The sequence below is a fragment of the Acetobacter okinawensis genome (genome assembly GCF_002153655.1).
Taxonomy (GTDB): domain Bacteria; phylum Pseudomonadota; class Alphaproteobacteria; order Acetobacterales; family Acetobacteraceae; genus Acetobacter; species Acetobacter okinawensis_A.
This window is the reverse complement of record NZ_JOPJ01000020.1, coordinates 57,280-74,153: the sequence shown is the minus strand read 5'-3', so window position 1 is coordinate 74,153 and position 16,874 is coordinate 57,280. Positions and strand designations below refer to the sequence as shown.

The 16,874-nt window shown below is 60.7% G+C and carries 13 protein-coding genes; 9 read left to right on the top strand and 4 right to left on the bottom strand.

Annotated features, from left to right (window positions below; all coding sequences use genetic code 11):
- Positions 1–14: 14 nt before the first annotated feature.
- Positions 15–623 (top strand): GTP cyclohydrolase I FolE, encoded by a 609-nt coding sequence (folE, locus tag HK26_RS09695; RefSeq protein ID WP_086639595.1) that lies wholly within the window; start codon positions 15–17, stop codon positions 621–623.
- A gap of 84 nt (positions 624–707) precedes the next feature.
- On the opposite strand, the gene HK26_RS09690 is transcribed toward folE, so the two are convergent.
- On the bottom strand, positions 708–1,286 hold the full coding sequence (locus HK26_RS09690; protein ID WP_086639594.1) for a DJ-1/PfpI family protein: 579 nt from the start codon (positions 1,284–1,286) through the stop codon (positions 708–710).
- The gene (gene moaB / locus HK26_RS09685) at positions 1,279–1,833 is read right to left on the bottom strand and encodes a molybdenum cofactor biosynthesis protein B (RefSeq protein WP_086639593.1); all 555 of its coding nucleotides are present in this window, start codon (positions 1,831–1,833) and stop codon (positions 1,279–1,281) included. Before moaB ends, HK26_RS09690 begins: the two co-directional genes overlap by 8 nt.
- Positions 1,834–2,046: 213 nt before the next feature.
- On the opposite strand from moaB, the gene HK26_RS09680 reads away from it, so the two are divergent.
- A complete protein-coding gene (locus HK26_RS09680) occupies positions 2,047–3,507 on the top strand; it encodes a carbohydrate porin (RefSeq protein ID WP_086639629.1) in 1,461 nt (486 codons plus the stop codon).
- Here the strand turns inward: HK26_RS09680 and HK26_RS13990 are convergent, their stop codons facing one another.
- Positions 3,508–6,189: an AAA family ATPase gene (locus HK26_RS13990; protein WP_086639592.1), complete on the bottom strand. Its 2,682-nt coding sequence runs from the start codon at positions 6,187–6,189 to the stop codon at positions 3,508–3,510.
- A complete protein-coding gene (locus tag HK26_RS09670) occupies positions 6,186–7,334 on the bottom strand; it encodes a metallophosphoesterase family protein (protein ID WP_086639591.1) in 1,149 nt (382 codons plus the stop codon). The genes HK26_RS13990 and HK26_RS09670 overlap by 4 nt, the downstream gene beginning before the upstream one ends.
- A 307-nt stretch (positions 7,335–7,641) precedes the next feature.
- On the opposite strand from HK26_RS09670, the gene HK26_RS09665 reads away from it, so the two are divergent.
- The 7 genes from HK26_RS09665 (at position 7,642) to HK26_RS09635 (ending at position 16,773) form a co-directional block, all read left to right on the top strand.
- Positions 7,642–9,702, top strand: coding sequence for an FUSC family protein (locus tag HK26_RS09665; protein ID WP_257640955.1), 2,061 nt, complete (start codon positions 7,642–7,644; stop codon positions 9,700–9,702).
- A 1-nt stretch (position 9,703) separates the two neighbouring features.
- On the top strand, positions 9,704–9,904 hold the full coding sequence (locus HK26_RS09660; RefSeq protein WP_025826570.1) for a DUF1656 domain-containing protein: 201 nt from the start codon (positions 9,704–9,706) through the stop codon (positions 9,902–9,904).
- Positions 9,905–9,919: 15 nt separating this feature from the next.
- Positions 9,920–10,882 carry an HlyD family secretion protein gene (locus HK26_RS09655; RefSeq protein ID WP_086639589.1) on the top strand — a complete coding sequence of 321 codons (963 nt, stop codon included), beginning with the start codon at positions 9,920–9,922 and terminating at the stop codon, positions 10,880–10,882.
- A gap of 48 nt (positions 10,883–10,930) precedes the next feature.
- Positions 10,931–11,689, top strand: a complete 759-nt coding sequence (locus tag HK26_RS09650) for a DUF2807 domain-containing protein (protein ID WP_086639588.1) — start codon at positions 10,931–10,933, stop codon at positions 11,687–11,689.
- A 59-nt stretch (positions 11,690–11,748) separates the two neighbouring features.
- The gene (locus HK26_RS09645; RefSeq protein WP_374188240.1) at positions 11,749–15,084 is read left to right on the top strand and encodes an efflux RND transporter permease subunit; all 3,336 of its coding nucleotides are present in this window, start codon (positions 11,749–11,751) and stop codon (positions 15,082–15,084) included.
- Positions 15,085–15,167: 83 nt separating this feature from the next.
- Positions 15,168–15,404, top strand: a complete 237-nt coding sequence (locus HK26_RS09640; RefSeq protein ID WP_025826566.1) for a DUF3297 family protein — start codon at positions 15,168–15,170, stop codon at positions 15,402–15,404.
- Positions 15,405–15,513: 109 nt separating this feature from the next.
- Positions 15,514–16,773: an NAD(P)/FAD-dependent oxidoreductase gene (locus HK26_RS09635; RefSeq protein WP_086639586.1), complete on the top strand. Its 1,260-nt coding sequence runs from the start codon at positions 15,514–15,516 to the stop codon at positions 16,771–16,773.
- Positions 16,774–16,874 lie beyond the last annotated feature (101 nt).

The following is a 16,874-nucleotide window of genomic DNA, read 5'->3' as shown; positions in this document are numbered from 1 at the left end:
AGCAGGAGACCGGCATGAGCGTGCCTGAGCACAACACGGACCGCCCCACCCAAAAAGAGGCCGAACAGGCCGTACGCACCCTGCTGCGCTGGGCGGGGGATGACCCAACGCGTGAAGGTCTGCTGGACACGCCAGCCCGCGTTGCCCGCGCGTACACCGACTTTTTTTCGGGGTATGAGATTGATCCCGCCAACCTGCTGCGCCGGACTTTTTCCGAAGTAGATGGGTATGACGAAATTGTGCTGCTGCGTGACATCCGGTTTGAAAGCCACTGCGAGCACCATCTGGCCCCCATTATTGGCCGCGCCCATGTCGCCTACCTGCCGCGCCAGCGGGTTGTGGGCATTTCCAAACTGGCCCGTGTGGTGGATGCCTATGCCCGCCGCCTCCAGATTCAGGAACGCATGACGGCCCAGATCGCCAACACCATCAATGACGAGCTAGAGCCCCACGGCGTGGCGGTTATTCTTGAATCCGCACATGAATGTATGACAACACGCGGCGTGCATAAGCCCGGCGTATCCATGGTGACCAGCACCATGCTCGGCGTTTTCCGCGATAATTCGGACACACGGCGTGAGCTGATGGCCATGCTCAGCCGCCCTGCCGTAAGCGACTACTAAGCCGCGCAAATACCCCGGTGCCACACTGGCTACCGGGGCCTCCCCCAGCGCTCCCCCCACAATACAGGGGCGCGCAAGATGGGGTTAAATGCTGATGTTGGCGCCAAGTACCTTAAGGAACTGGGCAAGCCATGCAGGGTGTGCTGGCCATGCGGGCGCACTCACCAGCTCTCCGTCCGTTACCGCTTCTGTCACAGCAATATCGGCATAGGTGCCACCTGCAAGCTCCACCTCCGGCCTGCATGCGGGATAAGCCGATACGGTGCGCCCCTTGATAACCCCGGCTGCGGCCAGCAACTGCGCACCATGGCAGATGGCGGCCATGGGCCGGTCCGCAAAAGCACGCACAATCTCGATAACACGCGGGTTGAGACGCAGATATTCAGGCGCACGGCCACCGGGGACAATAAGGCCCAGATATTCGTCCGTATCGATCGCATCAAAATCCGCGGTCAACGTAAAAGCATGGCCGGGTTTTTCGCTGTAGGTCTGCGCGCCCTCAAAGTCATGGATCGCGGTCAGGACCTTATCGCCCGCCTTCCTGTCCGGGCAGACCACGTCCACCCGGTAGCCCAGCATGGACAGTGCCTGATAGGGGACCATGATCTCATAGTCCTCTACGTAATCTCCGGCCAGCATCAGCAGTTTGACGTCATCAGTCATGGTGTGTGCTCTCCTTCAGCCCTTCACGCAGGCGGGGCATCAGTTCCACAAAGTTGCAGGGGCGGTGGCGGCTATCAAGCTGGAACACCAGAATATCGTCCCAGCCATCCTTGACCGCACCTGTCGATCCGGGGAGTGCGAACAGGTATGTCCCGCCCGCAACACCCGCAACAGCACGGGACTGAATGGTGGATGTGCCAATCTTCTGGTAGGACAGCATGCGAAAAAGCTCACCAAAACCTTCAATCCGCTTTTCCATAACGCGCTCGAACGCCTCTGGTGTCACGTCGCGGCCGGTCACGCCTGTGCCGCCGTTGGTGATGACCACATCCACCAGCGGGTCGGCAATCCATGCGCCAAGCTGTGCGGCAATCAGGTCTGCATCGTCAGAGACAATGGTGCGGACGGCAACGCTGTGCCCTGCGCCCTCGATCCGTGCGACAAGGGCTGCGCCGGATGTGTCCGTCTCCAGCGTGCGCGAATCCGAAACAGTCATGACAGCAATACGCACGGGCAAAAACGGTCTGTTTGTATCAATTCTGGACATGGCTGACTGTTATATCTCCGCAAGTATGATGCAAAAACGCATCAGAGAAATGAATAATAGCCATCTGGGGCAGAAAATAGCCACATCTGGGCAACCTTTTGTCTGCACTGGCATAAAAAACATTTAAACACTGGGGTTGTTCCACCCCGATAAACCATGATTGATCTTGTTGCTCACGCAAAAGACCAATCCAAAGACAACAAAATTGGGATCATGACCAAACGTATTTTTTTTCCTTTTCGCACCCTCTGGCTTTTTGCCGTTCTTTTCCCTCTTCTGGCTGTGGCGCTGCCTGCACGGGCGCAGCTTCTGCCCGGCGGCAACAGTTCTATTGGTCTTTTACCCAGTCTGGAAGTTGATAACGAGGCCAATCTGGTCGAGGACCCCGGCCCCCTGTTTGCCGCGCCTTACGGCAAGGACCATTTTTTTGGTGACTGGGGCGGCGCACAGCCGTGGCTGCTCAGCCATGGCATTCATATTCTGGCCGATGTGCATGAGGAACTGGCAGGCAACTTCCGTGGTGGCCGCAAGCAGGGCGTGACCAATGCTGGCCAGGTGGGTGTTGAGCTGGACGTGGACTGGGGCAAGCTGACCAATACGGACCTGTTCAAGAACTTCTGGACCCATATGATGGTCGTTAACGGCCACGGACGGAACCTGAGCACGGACTATATTGGGGACTCCATTGGTGGTGTGCAGCAGATTTATGGCGCACGCGGCAATGTGGTGGCGCACCTTGTTTACCTGTATGCCGAAAAATCCTTTTTGCATAACCATCTGGATATCAGCGCGGGCTGGATTCCGCCGGGCAGCTTTTTTGCCGCCTCCCCCCTGTTCTGCATGTATATGAACGTGGCCATGTGCGGTAACCCCGCCCCCACCAAATACACAGAAGGGGCGCGTGACTGGCCATCGGGCAACCTCGGGTTTGTGGCGCGTGTCATGCCCACAAGCGAGACCTACGTCATGGGTGCGCTGTTTGCCGTCTCCCCCCACGCTTTTAACGGTGGCATTTCGGGCTGGGCATGGGCGCAGGATGGTCTGGGTAAGTTCTCCTCCCCCGTGGAAGTGGGCTGGCTGCCCAAGTTTGGCAAAAACCACCTGAACGGGCACTACAAGGCCGGTTTTGGCTACGATAACTCCAGCTATCCCGACCTTTTGGAAGATGGGCAGGGTAATGCATGGATCAACAGCGGCAGACCCGCCCGCTACCGTGCGGGCCGCGCAAGCGCATGGGTGATGGCCGACCAGATGCTGATGCGCAACGGTGATGGCCCGACCAACGGCCTGATCGCTCTGGCAGGCTGGATGTGGGCAGACGGGCACACCACCGCCATGTCCCACCATATCTGGGCTGGCATGGTAGAAACCGGGGCCAAATGGGGCCGCCCGATGGATAGCGTGGGGGTCATGTACCAGTGGGAGCTGATGAGCCGCGCCTCAACCTTGCAGCAGGAAGCCGCAAGCATGGCCGGTGTCCCCTTCCCCGCCAACCAGTGGGGCAAGGTATGGGGTATTCAGTCGCACGAAAATATTTACGAAGTGTTCTATAACGCCCATGTGGCTCCCGGCATTTCGTTGCAGCCGGACTTCCAGTACATCAACCGCCCCGGCGGCAGCACCGTCTTCCACGATGCCGCCGTTATGGGGTTGCAGTTCAACGCTGTTCTGTAATTAACGCGGGGGCGTAAAATGCTCCATCGGGTGCAGGCTCAGCAGCCTGCCCCGCAGGGGGGCAAACTGCTCGGCATGGCAGGTGAGCAGAATGATCTGCAACCGCGTTGCTGCATCGGACAGAACGTCAAACAGGGTTTCCAGCCTTTGGGAGTCCGAAAAACTCAGCGCATCATCCAACACCAAAATGGCCGGTGCGCCGCGTTTGTGCAGCAACTCGGCAAAGCCCAGCCGCACCAGCACAGCAATCTGCTCGCGTGTTCCATCGGACAGGTCCTTGACCTCCTCCGAGCGCTGGCGGGTTAAGCCGGTCAGGGCAAACTGCGTATCCATCTCCAGCGCAACACCACGGAACAGGGCAGAAAAAGCCGGTTGCATAGCCTGCACCAGCGGAGCGAGATACCGCTCGGTCTGTGTGGTTTCGGCCTTGAGCAGTGCGCTCTCCAGCAAGGCAAGGGCTGCGCGTTCGCGCTCGCAGGCAGCCTGCTCCCCCTGTAGGCGCGTTGCATGGCGCTGCGCGCTGGCAAGTTGCTCGTCCAGCCCTTCCCCTTCCGCCTGACGGATGCGTGTTTCACGCTCCCGCAGGTTCATGGACAGGGTTTTAACCTGCTCGCGCGCGTGCTCCATGCCCTGCTCACGCCGCAGAATCCCCTGCTCCACCACGGCCAGAGGCTCCTCCTGCTGGCGGGTCTGGGCAATACGCTCCAGTGCCTCCTGCGCCTGCTGCTGCTGCTGCCCGCTTTGCGCAACACGGACCAGCAAATCCGGCTCCGGCTCACGCGTGAGCCATACATCCAGCTCCCTCTGGCAGCGTTGCAACGCCTGCTGTTGCTGCGTAGCCTGAACCAACGCCTGCTCCAGCCGGGTATGTGCCGCACGCCGCAGGTCTGATGCAGACTGCTCACACTGTCGGGCCACCTCCACCGCGGCAAGCCGTTCCTGCTCCTGCCTGTTGGCTGCATCCATATCCGGTTGCGGGCTAAGCCCCTCACCTTCTGGCGTCAGGGCCGCCTGTTCACGCGCCAGAAGGGCTTCCTGCTCGTGCAAGGTCTGCCGCTGGCTATCCAGAGCCCTGCCAATACTGCTGACATCGGATACGGACAAAAGCGCCATACACTCGGCTGCGGCCTGCGCCACCTCACGTTCCATCTGCCGGTACGCCTCATGCTGGCTTTCCGCCTGATCGGTGCTGTGGCACCCGACCTCGCGCAGCAGTTCGTCCACGGCTGTCTGGGCGGCTGCATGGGCTTTGTGCAATGCCGCATGCTGCTGCATGGGTGGGCTTATGGTAAAGCGGCCCACACCATCCACCACCAGTTCGGCCACATCTGTCAGGGCTTGTGGGGTTATTGGGCAGGGTTGCCCGTTCAGCCAGACCGTTCCTGCTGCATCGGGTTCCAGTTGCGCCACAAAGCGTGTGGCCTGCGCATGCATATGGGCCTGTGCCTGCTGCAAAGCCTGCACGGCTTTGGCCAGACGCCGCATAAAAGCCCCGTCCACGCGCATGACCTGCAGGCTGGCCTGTGCTTTTTCCAGCTTTGCATGGGCGGCCTGCGCGCGCTCAAACGCAGTACGTTCGCGCGCAACACTCTGCCGGGTCTGGGCCAGTGCCGCATGCAGCACAACGCGGGCCAGCACGGCACGGGCCTGCTGGTGCTGCTCCGTAGCTGCCGCCAGCCGGGCCTGTGCCTGCACCAACGCCTGATCTGCCTCCCGCGCCAGGCGCTCCAGTTCGCTCCGGGCGCGTTGCCCCTCCGCCAGAGCCTGCTCCAGCCGGGCAATCTCCGCCCGGTGAGTGTGCCGGCGCTCCTGCTCGGCCTGCGCATACTGGAGGGCCTGCCCCGCTGCGTGCAGCTTTGTTTGCGCAAGCTGCTCCTGATCCACCAGAGCGCGCAACTGGTCGCGCTTTTGCCTGAGCAGGAGCAGTTTTTCCTCCTCCTGCCTGCGGCGTTCGGGGTTTTCGCTCTCGGCCAGTGTGCGGCGGATCTGCTCCAGCGCGTGAATATCTTCACGCAATGCCTCCCTGCGTGCCGCAAGTGCTGCAACCTGCGCCTGCGCCTGTGCGCTTTCCTCCTGCACCTGTTTTAAACGGCCTGTGGTTTTGCCTGTGGCGGCAGTCTGGTACTGGGCAAGCTGCCTGCGTACCAGTGCCAGCATGGCGCTGGCCTCGGCCGTGCCTGTTACGCCCTGTAGGCCCTGTTGCAGGCAGGCTTGCAGGCTGCTCCGCCCGGCACCTTGCAGTGCGGGCTGGGCAAAGCTCTCGCCCTGCGCCACCAGCAGGGCGTTCCACAGACCTGCGGCCTCGCCCTTGCTGACTTTTTCCAACTCAAACAGGGCTTGTAGCTGCTCCTCCGCCTCGTCCCCATCAAAGCGCTCGCCCCCCAGATCAAGGCGTGCGAGCTTACCGTTGCCAAACTTCTTTTCCAGCCAGCAGGGCTGATTGTTCCACGTAAAACCAACGCCGATATGGGGCGAGCCACCACCATAGGGCAGCAGGTCACGGACCGGTTGCGCCTTGGAGCCATGCCGGAGTGTGAGGGCTGCCCGCAGCGCCATAAGCACCGTGGATTTGCCTGCCTCGTTCGGGGCGGCCAGTACGTTCAGCCCCGCCCCCAGCCCTTCCACCCGAATGGGCGAAGTAAAGCGACGCACGGCTTCAAGCTGGATATCAGTCAGGATCATGGCTGCGCCCTCCGCACGTCACCCCATAGCAGGAAGAGCCTTTGCAGCGCCTCCTGCGCAACCACGGCCTCTGCCCCCCCGGCCTCCACCTGCGCCAGCAGGGCCGATGCGGCCTCTCGCACCGGGCCGAACGCCCCCAACATGTCCAGATCGTCCACCCCTGCGGCAAGCCCCGGTGCACCGGACAGGCGCAGGCAGGTCAGGGCGCTGCGGAGGCGGCGCTCGATCAGACTTTCGTAAAGAGCCAGATTCTCTACCCCCAGCATGCCGCTGACTTCCAGCCATGCCAGAATGGTCTCAGGCTGCTCGGGGGCTATGGCGCGCACCCTGCTTTCCAGCGCCTCTATGTCCGCGCCACTGGTCAGCACCACATTCTCCAGCTTGCGCCAGATAAAGCGCCCCGTTCGGTGCGTGCTCAGCCGTGGGGGGGATGTGGGGCCATCAAACGCTGCCACCACACACTCACCTCCACCCGCACCCCCCGTGCCAAAACGGTCCACCTCTGGTGTACCCGCATAGACGGTGCGCGCGTTGATCTGACGAAACCCGTGCCAGTCCCCCAATGCCAGATAGGCAAGCCCGGCCTGCTCCGCCCGGTCTATGGCAATGGGGTTATGTTGTGCCTCGTCCTCATTCCCAAACCCCACAACCGAGCCATGGGCCACTCCAATGCGCAGGGCGCCTTCAGGCGTTGGGGCATCGTTCATGTAAGCCGTCAGGTCGGACAGGGTGTGCCGCCGCTGCAAAACGGCGGGCAGCAGCCACGCCTGCCCCCCTGCATCCAGCGCTACGGGGGCGGGGCTCAGGTGCAGCCTGACGTTATCGGGTACAGCGTTATCCCGCAGCAGGCGTGTCCACACCCCCTGTGGAGTATGGGCGTCATGGTTCCCCGGAATAAGGTGCCAGGTGATATCGGCAAACTGGCGCATACGCTCCATGGGCTGGCGTAGCGTGCGCTCGGACGGGGTTTCGTGCTCATACACATCCCCTGCCACCAGCACATGGGGGGCTCCCTCCTGCCGGGCGAGCGCGCCTATGCGGCCAATAACATTCAGCCGCTCGGCCTGAAGTGCGCCCAGTGCCTCGTCATCCACAAAGCTGAAGGTTCGGCCGATCTGCCAGTCGGAGGTATGCACAATTTTCATACACACTGTTGTGCCCGCTCCCCCAATGGCCCGACAAGATGGAATATGGCATGACATCAGCCACAAACATGCGCACATCAACAACTATGGGCGGCACAGGGCCGGGGTGGGTCTAGCAGATTGTAGTTTGTGGGGCTGACAGGTCAGGTCTGCCACGCGTGTAGTGCAAGGCCCGGATTGGGGCAGAACTTTCCCCAACATTATATTTTATTTTAATATACGCCCGACAATCCGGATTCGAGACATCCTCCTGCTCAGTGGCCACAACAAAAGCAGACCCAGAATGACCGCTGAGAAAACAGCTTTCATGCATCGCCCTGGCTGGAAGGGGTGGTTCCTCCAGCTTCCACCCTCGGTTTTTTCTCCGGGGTGGTTCCTGTTCTGCCTGCGTACATGGCTATCCGCCGTGCTGGCGCTGGGGACGGCATTCTGGCTCCAGCTTTCCTCCCCCGGTACGGCGGCGGTTACGGTCATGATTCTGGCCCAGCCCTTGCGCGGGCAGGTGCTCTCCAAAGCGCTTTACCGTCTGGCGGGGACCATTATTGGTGCATTTGTCGCCCTGTTCCTGACTGCCTGCTTCAATCAGGAGCGTGGGGTTTTTCTGGGCGGGGTCGCGCTGTGGCTGAGCCTGTGCACCATTGTGGGCACGCTGGAGAGGGACTTTCGTGCCTATGCCGCCATGCTCTCGGGCTATACGGTCGCCATTGTGGGGATCAGTTGCATTGATAACCCGGCCGCCATTTTTGATGTCACGGTCAACCGCGTGTCCTGCATTGTGGTGGGCATTGCCTCCACTGCTGCGATCAACGATATTTTTGGCTCACCCACCGCATTTGAAAAACTGACCGCCAACCTGCGCCGCACGTCGGATATGGTGCGCCGCATCGCCAAGGATGCACTGGCCGGGCACAGCATACCAGACAGCATGGCCTGCGCAGGGCTTGCGGGGGAAATTATTGCCCTGACATCCCAGATATCCTTCGCCAAGACCGAACTGCCTGATGCGCGGCTGCGGCTGGCGGGAGCACGCTCGGCCATGGTGGCACTGCTGGAAATGCTCTCGTGCAGCCAAGCTATTGCCCTTGTCCTGCGCAAAGGGGAGGTCTCCGACGCCGTGCTCAAACACATCCGCAATGCTTTTGGCGATGGCACGCCCGTAAACTCCCCCGCACAAGCCGTGCATGACCTTGAAGACCTTGCGCGTGAAGCCCATGAGAACGAACTCTGCCTTGGCCCAACGCTGGATGAGGCATGGCTGATCGAACGCTCCATGGCCGTTCTGTCCGACACCCGCTGGGCTGTGGACGGCATAGATGCCTTTGAGCACGGCCAGCGGGCACGCACGCAGGCCCCTGAACTTAAAATTGAACAGCATGATGACGTAATTGCCGCCCTGCTCAACGGGCTACGCACGCTTATCGGTTTTTCCGTCGCGGCGGGGCTGTGCATTATCTCCGATATTCCAGCCACCTATTCCGCCCTGTCGCAGGTGGCCATTATCCTGACCCTTGCCGCAACAACCTACAATGTGCGTGGCTTTGGCATGGGGGCTCTGCTGGGTACGCCGCTGGCCATTATGGTGGCGGCCGTGCTCAACTTTGGCATTCTGCCCAAAGGGGCGGACATGCCTTTTCTGGCCATGGCCATTATTCCTGTTGTTTTTGGCGGCTGTCTGCTGCTCATACACCCCAAGACGGCAACCATCGGCTTTAATGCCGGGGTGTTCTTCTTTGTCATCCTTGGCGTGGCAAACCAGCAGAATTACGAGCCATCGGCCTTTATTGACCGCAACGTGCTGTACCTGTTTGCCGCGATCATGATCTTTATCTCGCTGGTGCTCCTCCTCCCCCCTTCGGCCTCACGCAGGCGGTTCCGGGTTGGCATTACCATCGGGCATGACCTTCTGCTCCAGTTTGAAGGGCATGGCGAGCAGGCAGGCTCCGCCCTGATCAGCCGCCACTATGACCGGCTGTGCCGTATTCTGGAGTGGAACCGCTACCTGCCCGCCAACAAGGCGCGCCAGCGTGTTTTTGCCCGCCTTGCCAGTCTGGACGCACTCAACCTTGAACTGGCGCGCGCACGCCGCCACCTGCAACGTGCCGCGACCATTCCCGCCATTCGGCTGGATGCGGAATCCGCCTACCGTGCGACCATCATCTACAACGTGGATGCGGCACTGGTACGCATGCGCCACAAGGCCCGCATTCTGCTTGACCACGCCATTGGCCTGCCACACGGGCAGATGGCCACAGCCCTTGCCGCCGTCTCCGCCATGGTTGGCGCCATTCGCCTGCTGGAGCACAACCGCTCCGCCCTGCACCTGTATGACCTGCTGCCCGTACCCGACCAGCAGTGGAAGGCACGCTGACATGGAACTCCAGCCTGTTCTTGATATTGGCGGTCTGCTGGTGTCCTCCTTTGTGGTGCATGCGGGGCTGGCCATTGCCACCTTGCTGGCACTCAACCCGCTTTTGGCCAAGGTTCGCGCACGCCGTGTGGTCTGGAACCTGCCGCTGGCCGAATTTGGCATTCTTATTGGCCTTATCGGCCTTTACACCATCCTGCTGTGAAAGGGCTTTTCCGCCGTGTTTGAACGTGCGCGCCGCCTTCTGCAATTCATCACCACCGGCATTATTCTGGCCATTGCGGCCGTGGTCTGCTTTGTGCTGTGGGATTATTACACCGCCGCCCCCTGGACCCGTAACGGGCAGGTACGCGTACAGGTGGCCGATATTGCGCCGCGCGTGTCCGGCCAGATTATCGACATCAAGGTCCGCGACAACCAGTTTGTCCATGCTGGCGATATTTTGTACGATATAGACCCGTTCGACTTCAAGGTGAACGTCGCCTCCGCCACAGCCGTGGTGAACGAACGGCAGGCGGAAATGGTGCTCAAGGCCACACAGGAATACCGGCGTAACAACCTGACCGACGCCGCCGCATCCCGCGAGGAAAAACAGGTCTACCAAGCCACGGCGGAAGTGGCCAAGGCACAGTATGCCGCCGCCATGGCCGCTCTCTCGCAAGCCAATATCAACCTTGACCGAACCCATGTCCGCAGCACTGTAACCGGCTACGTGACCAACCTGATCATGCGTGTGGGGGATTACGCCACCACCGCCAAAGCCAATATTCAGGTCATTGATGCCTCATCCTACTGGGTGGATGGATATTTTGAGGAAACTAAAATCCGCTCCATCCACATTGGCGATCGCGCCCGCATGGACCTGATGGGGTACCGCCAGCCCATGTGGGGGCATGTCACCAGCATTACACGCGGGATTGCCACCCCAAACGCAACCCCTTCCACTCAGGGGCTGCCATCGGTGGACCCGGTCTATACATGGGTGCGTCTGGCACAGCGTATTCCCGTGCGGGTACAGATTGACAGCATCCCCCCCGGCACCCAGTTTGCCGCAGGGATGACAACCACCGTGACCATTGTGGGCAGCAAGGGCAAACGTGCCCATGACTCCCTGACCGAGGCGCTGAACAGGCTGCGTGACGCCCTTATGGGGGGCACGGGCGGGAGCGGGCAGCGGTATTAAAACACGCAAGTATGGACGCCCGGCCCACAGGCTGGCACAAACATAGGCATGCAGCATTCCTTTGCCCCGTTCCGTTTTGCATCTACGCTGTGTGCTCTGGGCCTGTGCCTGACCACCGCCGCCCATGCCCGCAGCATACCCGGCCAGCGGGTGCAGGTGAGTGCACCCTGCCTGAGCGCCTTGCATGTTGTGACCGACAGCGCGCTCTCCGGCGCGGTGGAGGTTCCCGGACCATGGCCAGCGGGGCTGCAAAGCACAACTGCGGCTGACGGCACCATAACCCTGTCACAGGCAGGGTGCCCGCGCGGGCAAAGCCTTGAGCTACACACCCCCTCCTCTATGCCGCTTGCCATAGACAGCCCTCAGGCGACCCACATTGTCATTGATGACCGCAGTGGCCCCATGTCCATTCAGGCAGGTTCGGGCGGGCTGGATGCCGGAAGCACCGGAGCAATTGACCTTGCCACGGACTCCTCCGGGCCTATCCACATTGGCAGGCTTGCAGGCGCAGCCCGCCTGCGCTCCACTACATCGGCCCCCATAACCATTGACCAGATTGATGCCCCGGCCCTTGCCGTCTACCTTGCAGGCACGGCAAGCCTGAATGCGCCGTCAGGCACGCTCAAGGCGCTGGACATCAACAACACAGGCAAAGGCCACGCCAGCTTTGGCGGCACAACAGGTGTTGCCGCCCTGCATGTGCAGGGTGATGGTGGCATTAGCGTGCACAAAGCCACAGGCACACTGGCAACCGAGCGGGACGGCAAAGGGCGCATAGAGGTCAACCTGCCCCAGACCACTCCCTAGAACCAGCAGGACCACGCCCCCAATCTCCCCCCTCCAGCACAGCCAGAGGAGCCATGCCGGTGTCTTTTAGTCGGCTGTTTATCATGCGCCCCGTTGGCACAACCCTTATGGCGGTTGCGTTTATGGTGGCGGGTCTTTTTGCCTACCGCGCCATGCCGGTGGCAGACCTGCCCAATATTTCCGTCCCGGTCATTTATGTTATTGCCTCCCAGCCCGGCAGTTCGCCCCAGCAGTTGGCCAGCGCCGTCACCACACCACTGGAGCGCAGACTTGGCCAGATTGCGGGTGTGAGCAGCATGCGCTCGGACACCACGGACTCCAGCGCGTTCATCCTGCTGTTTTTTGATGACAACCGGGACATCAACGGTGCCGCACGTGATGTGGAGGCCGCCCTGCGGGCCGCCCGTGCGGACATGCCCCACACACTTCTGGACCAGCCACAATATTACAAGGCCAACCCGTCGGACAGCCCGATCATGGTTGCCGCCCTCAGCTCCCCCACCCGCAACGTAACCGCCCTGCGCGACCTTGGGGAGACACGCCTCAAACCCATGCTGGCAGGGGTCAAGGGGGTTGGCTGGGTGGATGTTGTGGGCTCGGACAAACCCGCCATCCGGGTGGAGGTCAACCCCCAGCTACTCTACCAGTACGGCATCGGATTTGAAGACGTGCGCTCGGCCCTTGCCTCGGCCAACGCCAACACTCCCAAAGGGTTTATAGAAACCGGGGGCCAACGGCTGACGCTTGAAACCAACGATCAGGCGCACAGCCCCGAGCAGTACCGTGATCTGGTCATTGGGTACCGCAACAACCGGCCCGTGCGGCTGAGCAGTGTGGCCACTGTCCGCTCCGGCCCGCAGAATGAGCGCACGGCAGGGTGGTTCAACAAACAGCCCGCCGTGCTGGCCATTATCCGCGCCCAGCCGGGCAGCAACGTGATTGAGGTCACAGACGCCATACGCGCGCGCGCCACACTCCTGCGCAATGCCCTGCCTGCGGATGTGGCGTTTACGCTGGTATCGGACCGCTCGGTCTCCATCCGTGGAGCGCTGGAAGACACGCAGGAGACCCTGCTGGGTGCGGTGGCGCTGGTTGTGCTGGTGGTTCTGGCATTTTTGCGGAGCTGGCGCTCCACCTTTATTCCCGCCATTACGGTGCCTGTCTCGCTCGCAGGGTCTCTGGCCTTCATGCATCTGCTGGGCTTTTCGCTCGACACGCTCTCCCTCATGGCCCTGACCATTGCCACCGGCTTTGTGGTGGATGACGCCATTGTGGTGGTGGAAAACATCGCCCGCCATATGGAAGAGGGCATGAGCCGCATGCAGGCCACCTTGCAGGGCGCGCAGGAGATCGGCTTTACCATCCTGTCCATCACCATTTCGCTGATTGCGGTCTTTCTGCCGCTGCTGCTGATGGGGGGCGTTGCGGGCAAGGTCTTTTTTGAATTTGCCATGACCCTGACCATAGCGGTCTCGGTATCGTTTTTTCTGGCCATATCGCTCACTCCGATGATGTGTGCGCATTTTCTGGAAGTGCATGGCCCGGACCAGCCAGCCACCGCCAAAACGGCCAACCCGCTGGTCCGTGCGGCCCATCTGCTGGCCGATGGTACGGATTATGCACTGGCCGGGATGATGCGCCTCTACCGCACCACGCTCGATGGCGCACTGCGCCACCCGTGGCTGACCCTGCTCTCCCTCCCGCTCACTCTTGTCGCCACCGTCGGGCTGGTTATCATTATTCCCAAAACCATTTTGCCCGCAGAAGACATAGCCCTTTTGCAAGGCTACCTGAGCGTGGACCAGACATCCTCCTTTTCCGCCATGTCGGCCAAAACACGTATGGTGCTTGACGCCATGCAGGCGGCACCGGGGGTGGAGGGGGTTATTGGCTTTACCGGGGAGGACGCGGCAAACGAGGCGGAAGTGTATGCCCAGCTCAAACCCAAAGGGCAGCGCAGCCAGACACCGGAGGCCATTGCCGCCCATATCCAGCAGGCTGTAAGCGACATACCGGGGCTGAGCACCAGCATTTCCAACGCGGGCGATATTAACGGCGGTGGCCAGCGTGTACATGAAGGTGCGTACAGCTTTGTTTTTCGGAGCGAAAACGAAGCCGATATTGACCAGTGGGTCCCCCGCATGACCGAGGCCCTGCGCAACAGCCGTATCCTGAGCGGGGTCAGCAGTCACACGGTGGGGCATGGCATGGCGCTGCACGTACACATCAACCGTGACAACGCAGCGCGCTACCAGATCACCCCGCAGTTGATTGGCAATGCCCTGTACGATGCGTACGGCCAGCGCACGGCATCGAGCATTTCCACCCCGCTCACCACCTATTACGTGATCATGGAAGTGCAAAAACAGTTCCGCGATAACCCGGAAATGCTCAAGAGCCTCTGGGTGTCCACCGCTGGCGGCACGGCATCGGGGGCTGTGGCCTCCAACACCATACGGGTACGCAACACTACCGATTCCACAGATGCGCGCAGCGACAACCTGTCCAAGCAATCCTTCCGCAACGCCATTGCCAACCGGCTGGCAGGCGGGGGAGCGGGCGCATCCAACGGCTCCGCCGTTTCCGCCACGGCGGAAACCATGGTGCCCCTGCCCACGCTCTCGCGCATTGTCAGCGCGCCAACCCCGCTCCAGGTCAGCCACGAGAACGGTTTTGTCTCCGGCGCACTCTCCTTTGACCTGAGCCCCGGCCACTCCATAAGTGATGCGGAAGCCGAAATCCGCAAAACCATGCGTGACCTGCATGCGCCCGAAAGCCTGAAAGGTGATTTTTCGGGCGAGGCAGGCGACCTGCACAAAAATCTGGTGAACGAGGCACTGGTGTTTGTGGCCGCCATTGCCACCATGTACATCACGCTCGGCATTTTATACGAAAGCTACATCCAGCCGCTGACCATTCTCTCCACCCTGCCCTCCGCCGCTTTTGGCGCGGTGCTGACCTTGTGGCTGTCTGGCCAGCCGTTCTCGCTTATCAGCATGATTGCGGTGATCATGCTGGTCGGGATTGTAAAGAAAAACGCCATCCTGATGATCGACTTTGCACTCAATGCCGAACGCAGCCAGAGCCTGAGCCCGCATGACGCCATAAAAGCGGCGTGCCTGACCCGCTTCCGCCCCATTCTCATGACCACCATGGCTGCGGCCTTTGCCGCCATACCCATGATTGTGGGCCACGGCTACGGGGCAGAACTGCGCCTGCCACTGGGCATTGCCATTCTGGGCGGGCTGGCAACCAGCCAGTTGCTCACCCTGTATTCCACACCTGTTGTCTATCTGCTCATGCACAGGCTGGCAGCTTTTGGGCACAAAAGCAGGGTATGGCTCCAGCGCAGGCTGGCACGCAGAAGCCCGGCACGGCCCAATACCGCGCCATAACGCGGTTCAGCCTGCATGGCCTTTCTGCTCAAAAGCTTTTAAAACACGGTTCGAACACCCATTTTACCAAGGAAGTTTCTGTTATGTCCGATGCAATGCCTGACCGTCTCTCCGTCAACCCGAACAGCGAATTCTACAACGAAGCCCTGCTCGAACGTGGCGTTGGCGTGCGCTTTAAGGGCGTGGAAAAAACCAATGTTGAGGAATACTGCGTCAGCGAAGGCTGGGTCCGCGTGGCTGTTGGCAAAACCGTTGACCGTCGTGGCAACGCCCTGACCATGAAGCTGAACGGCCCGGTTGAAGTCTGGCTTAAAGACTGACCTGCCGCCAGAACATGGCGCACTGACAATTAAATACTTTATTTAATTGTCAGTGTTTGGAATAGTGTCACGCATAATTCAAGGCAGACCAGAAAGGGACCCCGTATCCATGACCCAGACAACACCCAGCACGGCGGCCGATATCAGCCACACCATTGTTATTGTTGGCGGCGGGTCGGCTGGCATTGCCGTGGCGTCACGCCTGCTGCGCGAACGCCCCACACTGGATATTGCCATTATTGACCCTGCCACCACCCACGCCTACCAGCCGGGCTGGACCCTTGTGGGTGCTGGGGTGATGAAGCTGCGTGACACGCTGGAGCAGGAAGGCGGGCTTATTCCCAAAGGCTGCGTGTGGCTACGTGCCGCCGTCAGCACCTTTGACCCCGACAACAACACCCTTGCTCTGGCAGACGGGCGCACCGTGGCCTATGGCCGCCTTATTGTCTGCCCCGGCCTGCAACTGGACTGGGACAAGATCGAAGGGCTGAGCGAAACACTGGGCCGCAACGGCGTCTGCTCCAACTACTCCAAGGATACGGTAGAATATACCTGGACCTGCATCCAGTCCCTTGCCGGTGGCACCGCCTTGTTTACCCAGCCACCCATGCCGATCAAATGCGCAGGTGCTCCGCAAAAAATTGCCTATCTGGCTGCCGACCACTGGCGCAAGCAGGGTACACTCAACCGCACCAGCGTGGACTTCTGCCTTGCGGGGGACGCCCTGTTTGGTGTGGCCTACTTCCGCCCCGCACTGCAACAGGCGGTAGATTATTACGGCATCAACCTACAGTACAAACACAATCTGATTGCCGTTAACGGCCCCGAGCGCAAAGCAACCTTTGCTGTAACCGGGCCGGATGGCAAGGTGACAAAAGTGGTCAGGGAGTTTGACATGCTCCATGTAACCCCACCACAGAGCGCCCCCGATTTTGTTAAAAAAAGCCCGCTGGCCGATGCCGCAGGCTGGCTGGACGTCAATGCCACCACACTCCAGCACGCCAAATACCCGACCGTGTTTGGCATTGGGGATGTGATGAACACATCCAACGCCAAAACCATGGCGGCGGCCCGCGCACAAACCCCCGTGGTCGTCCGCAATGTTCTGGCCTCGCTCGACAATCGCCCGCTCAGCGCACAGTACGATGGATATGGCGCATGCCCGCTGACCGTTGCCTATGGCAAGATTGTGCTGGCCGAGTTCCTGTATGGCGGCAAACCCGCTCCCAGCTTCCCCTACGACCAGCGCAAGCCCAGCCGGTTTGCGTGGTTCCTCAAAACCACCGTATTCCCCCGCGTTTACTGGGATATGATGCTCAAGGGCCGCGACATTGAAGTGCCGCACCACCCTGACTGGTCCAAAAACTGACACTGCTTTGCCGCACGGGGGTTACCCCCTGTGTGGCAGAAATGGCGGACAATAAAAAACCTCCCCGAAAATCCGGGGAGGTTTTTTTATACCCAAAGTGT

Excerpts from the sequence above, each read along its gene's own strand:
- moaB (WP_086639593.1), bottom strand. The coding sequence starts at position 1,833 with ATGTCCAGAATTGATACAAACAGACCGTTTTTGCCCGTGCGTATTGCT.
- folE (WP_086639595.1), top strand. The coding sequence starts at position 15 with ATGAGCGTGCCTGAGCACAACACGGACCGCCCCACCCAAAAAGAGGCC.
- HK26_RS09665 (WP_257640955.1), top strand. The coding sequence starts at position 7,642 with ATGCATCGCCCTGGCTGGAAGGGGTGGTTCCTCCAGCTTCCACCCTCG.
- HK26_RS09660 (WP_025826570.1), top strand. The coding sequence starts at position 9,704 with ATGGAACTCCAGCCTGTTCTTGATATTGGCGGTCTGCTGGTGTCCTCC.
- HK26_RS09670 (WP_086639591.1), bottom strand. The coding sequence starts at position 7,334 with ATGAAAATTGTGCATACCTCCGACTGGCAGATCGGCCGAACCTTCAGC.
- HK26_RS13990 (WP_086639592.1), bottom strand. The coding sequence starts at position 6,189 with ATGATCCTGACTGATATCCAGCTTGAAGCCGTGCGTCGCTTTACTTCG.
- HK26_RS09635 (WP_086639586.1), top strand. The coding sequence starts at position 15,514 with ATGACCCAGACAACACCCAGCACGGCGGCCGATATCAGCCACACCATT.
- HK26_RS09640 (WP_025826566.1), top strand. The coding sequence starts at position 15,168 with ATGTCCGATGCAATGCCTGACCGTCTCTCCGTCAACCCGAACAGCGAA.
- HK26_RS09690 (WP_086639594.1), bottom strand. The coding sequence starts at position 1,286 with ATGACTGATGACGTCAAACTGCTGATGCTGGCCGGAGATTACGTAGAG.
- HK26_RS09650 (WP_086639588.1), top strand. The coding sequence starts at position 10,931 with ATGCAGCATTCCTTTGCCCCGTTCCGTTTTGCATCTACGCTGTGTGCT.
- HK26_RS09680 (WP_086639629.1), top strand. The coding sequence starts at position 2,047 with ATGACCAAACGTATTTTTTTTCCTTTTCGCACCCTCTGGCTTTTTGCC.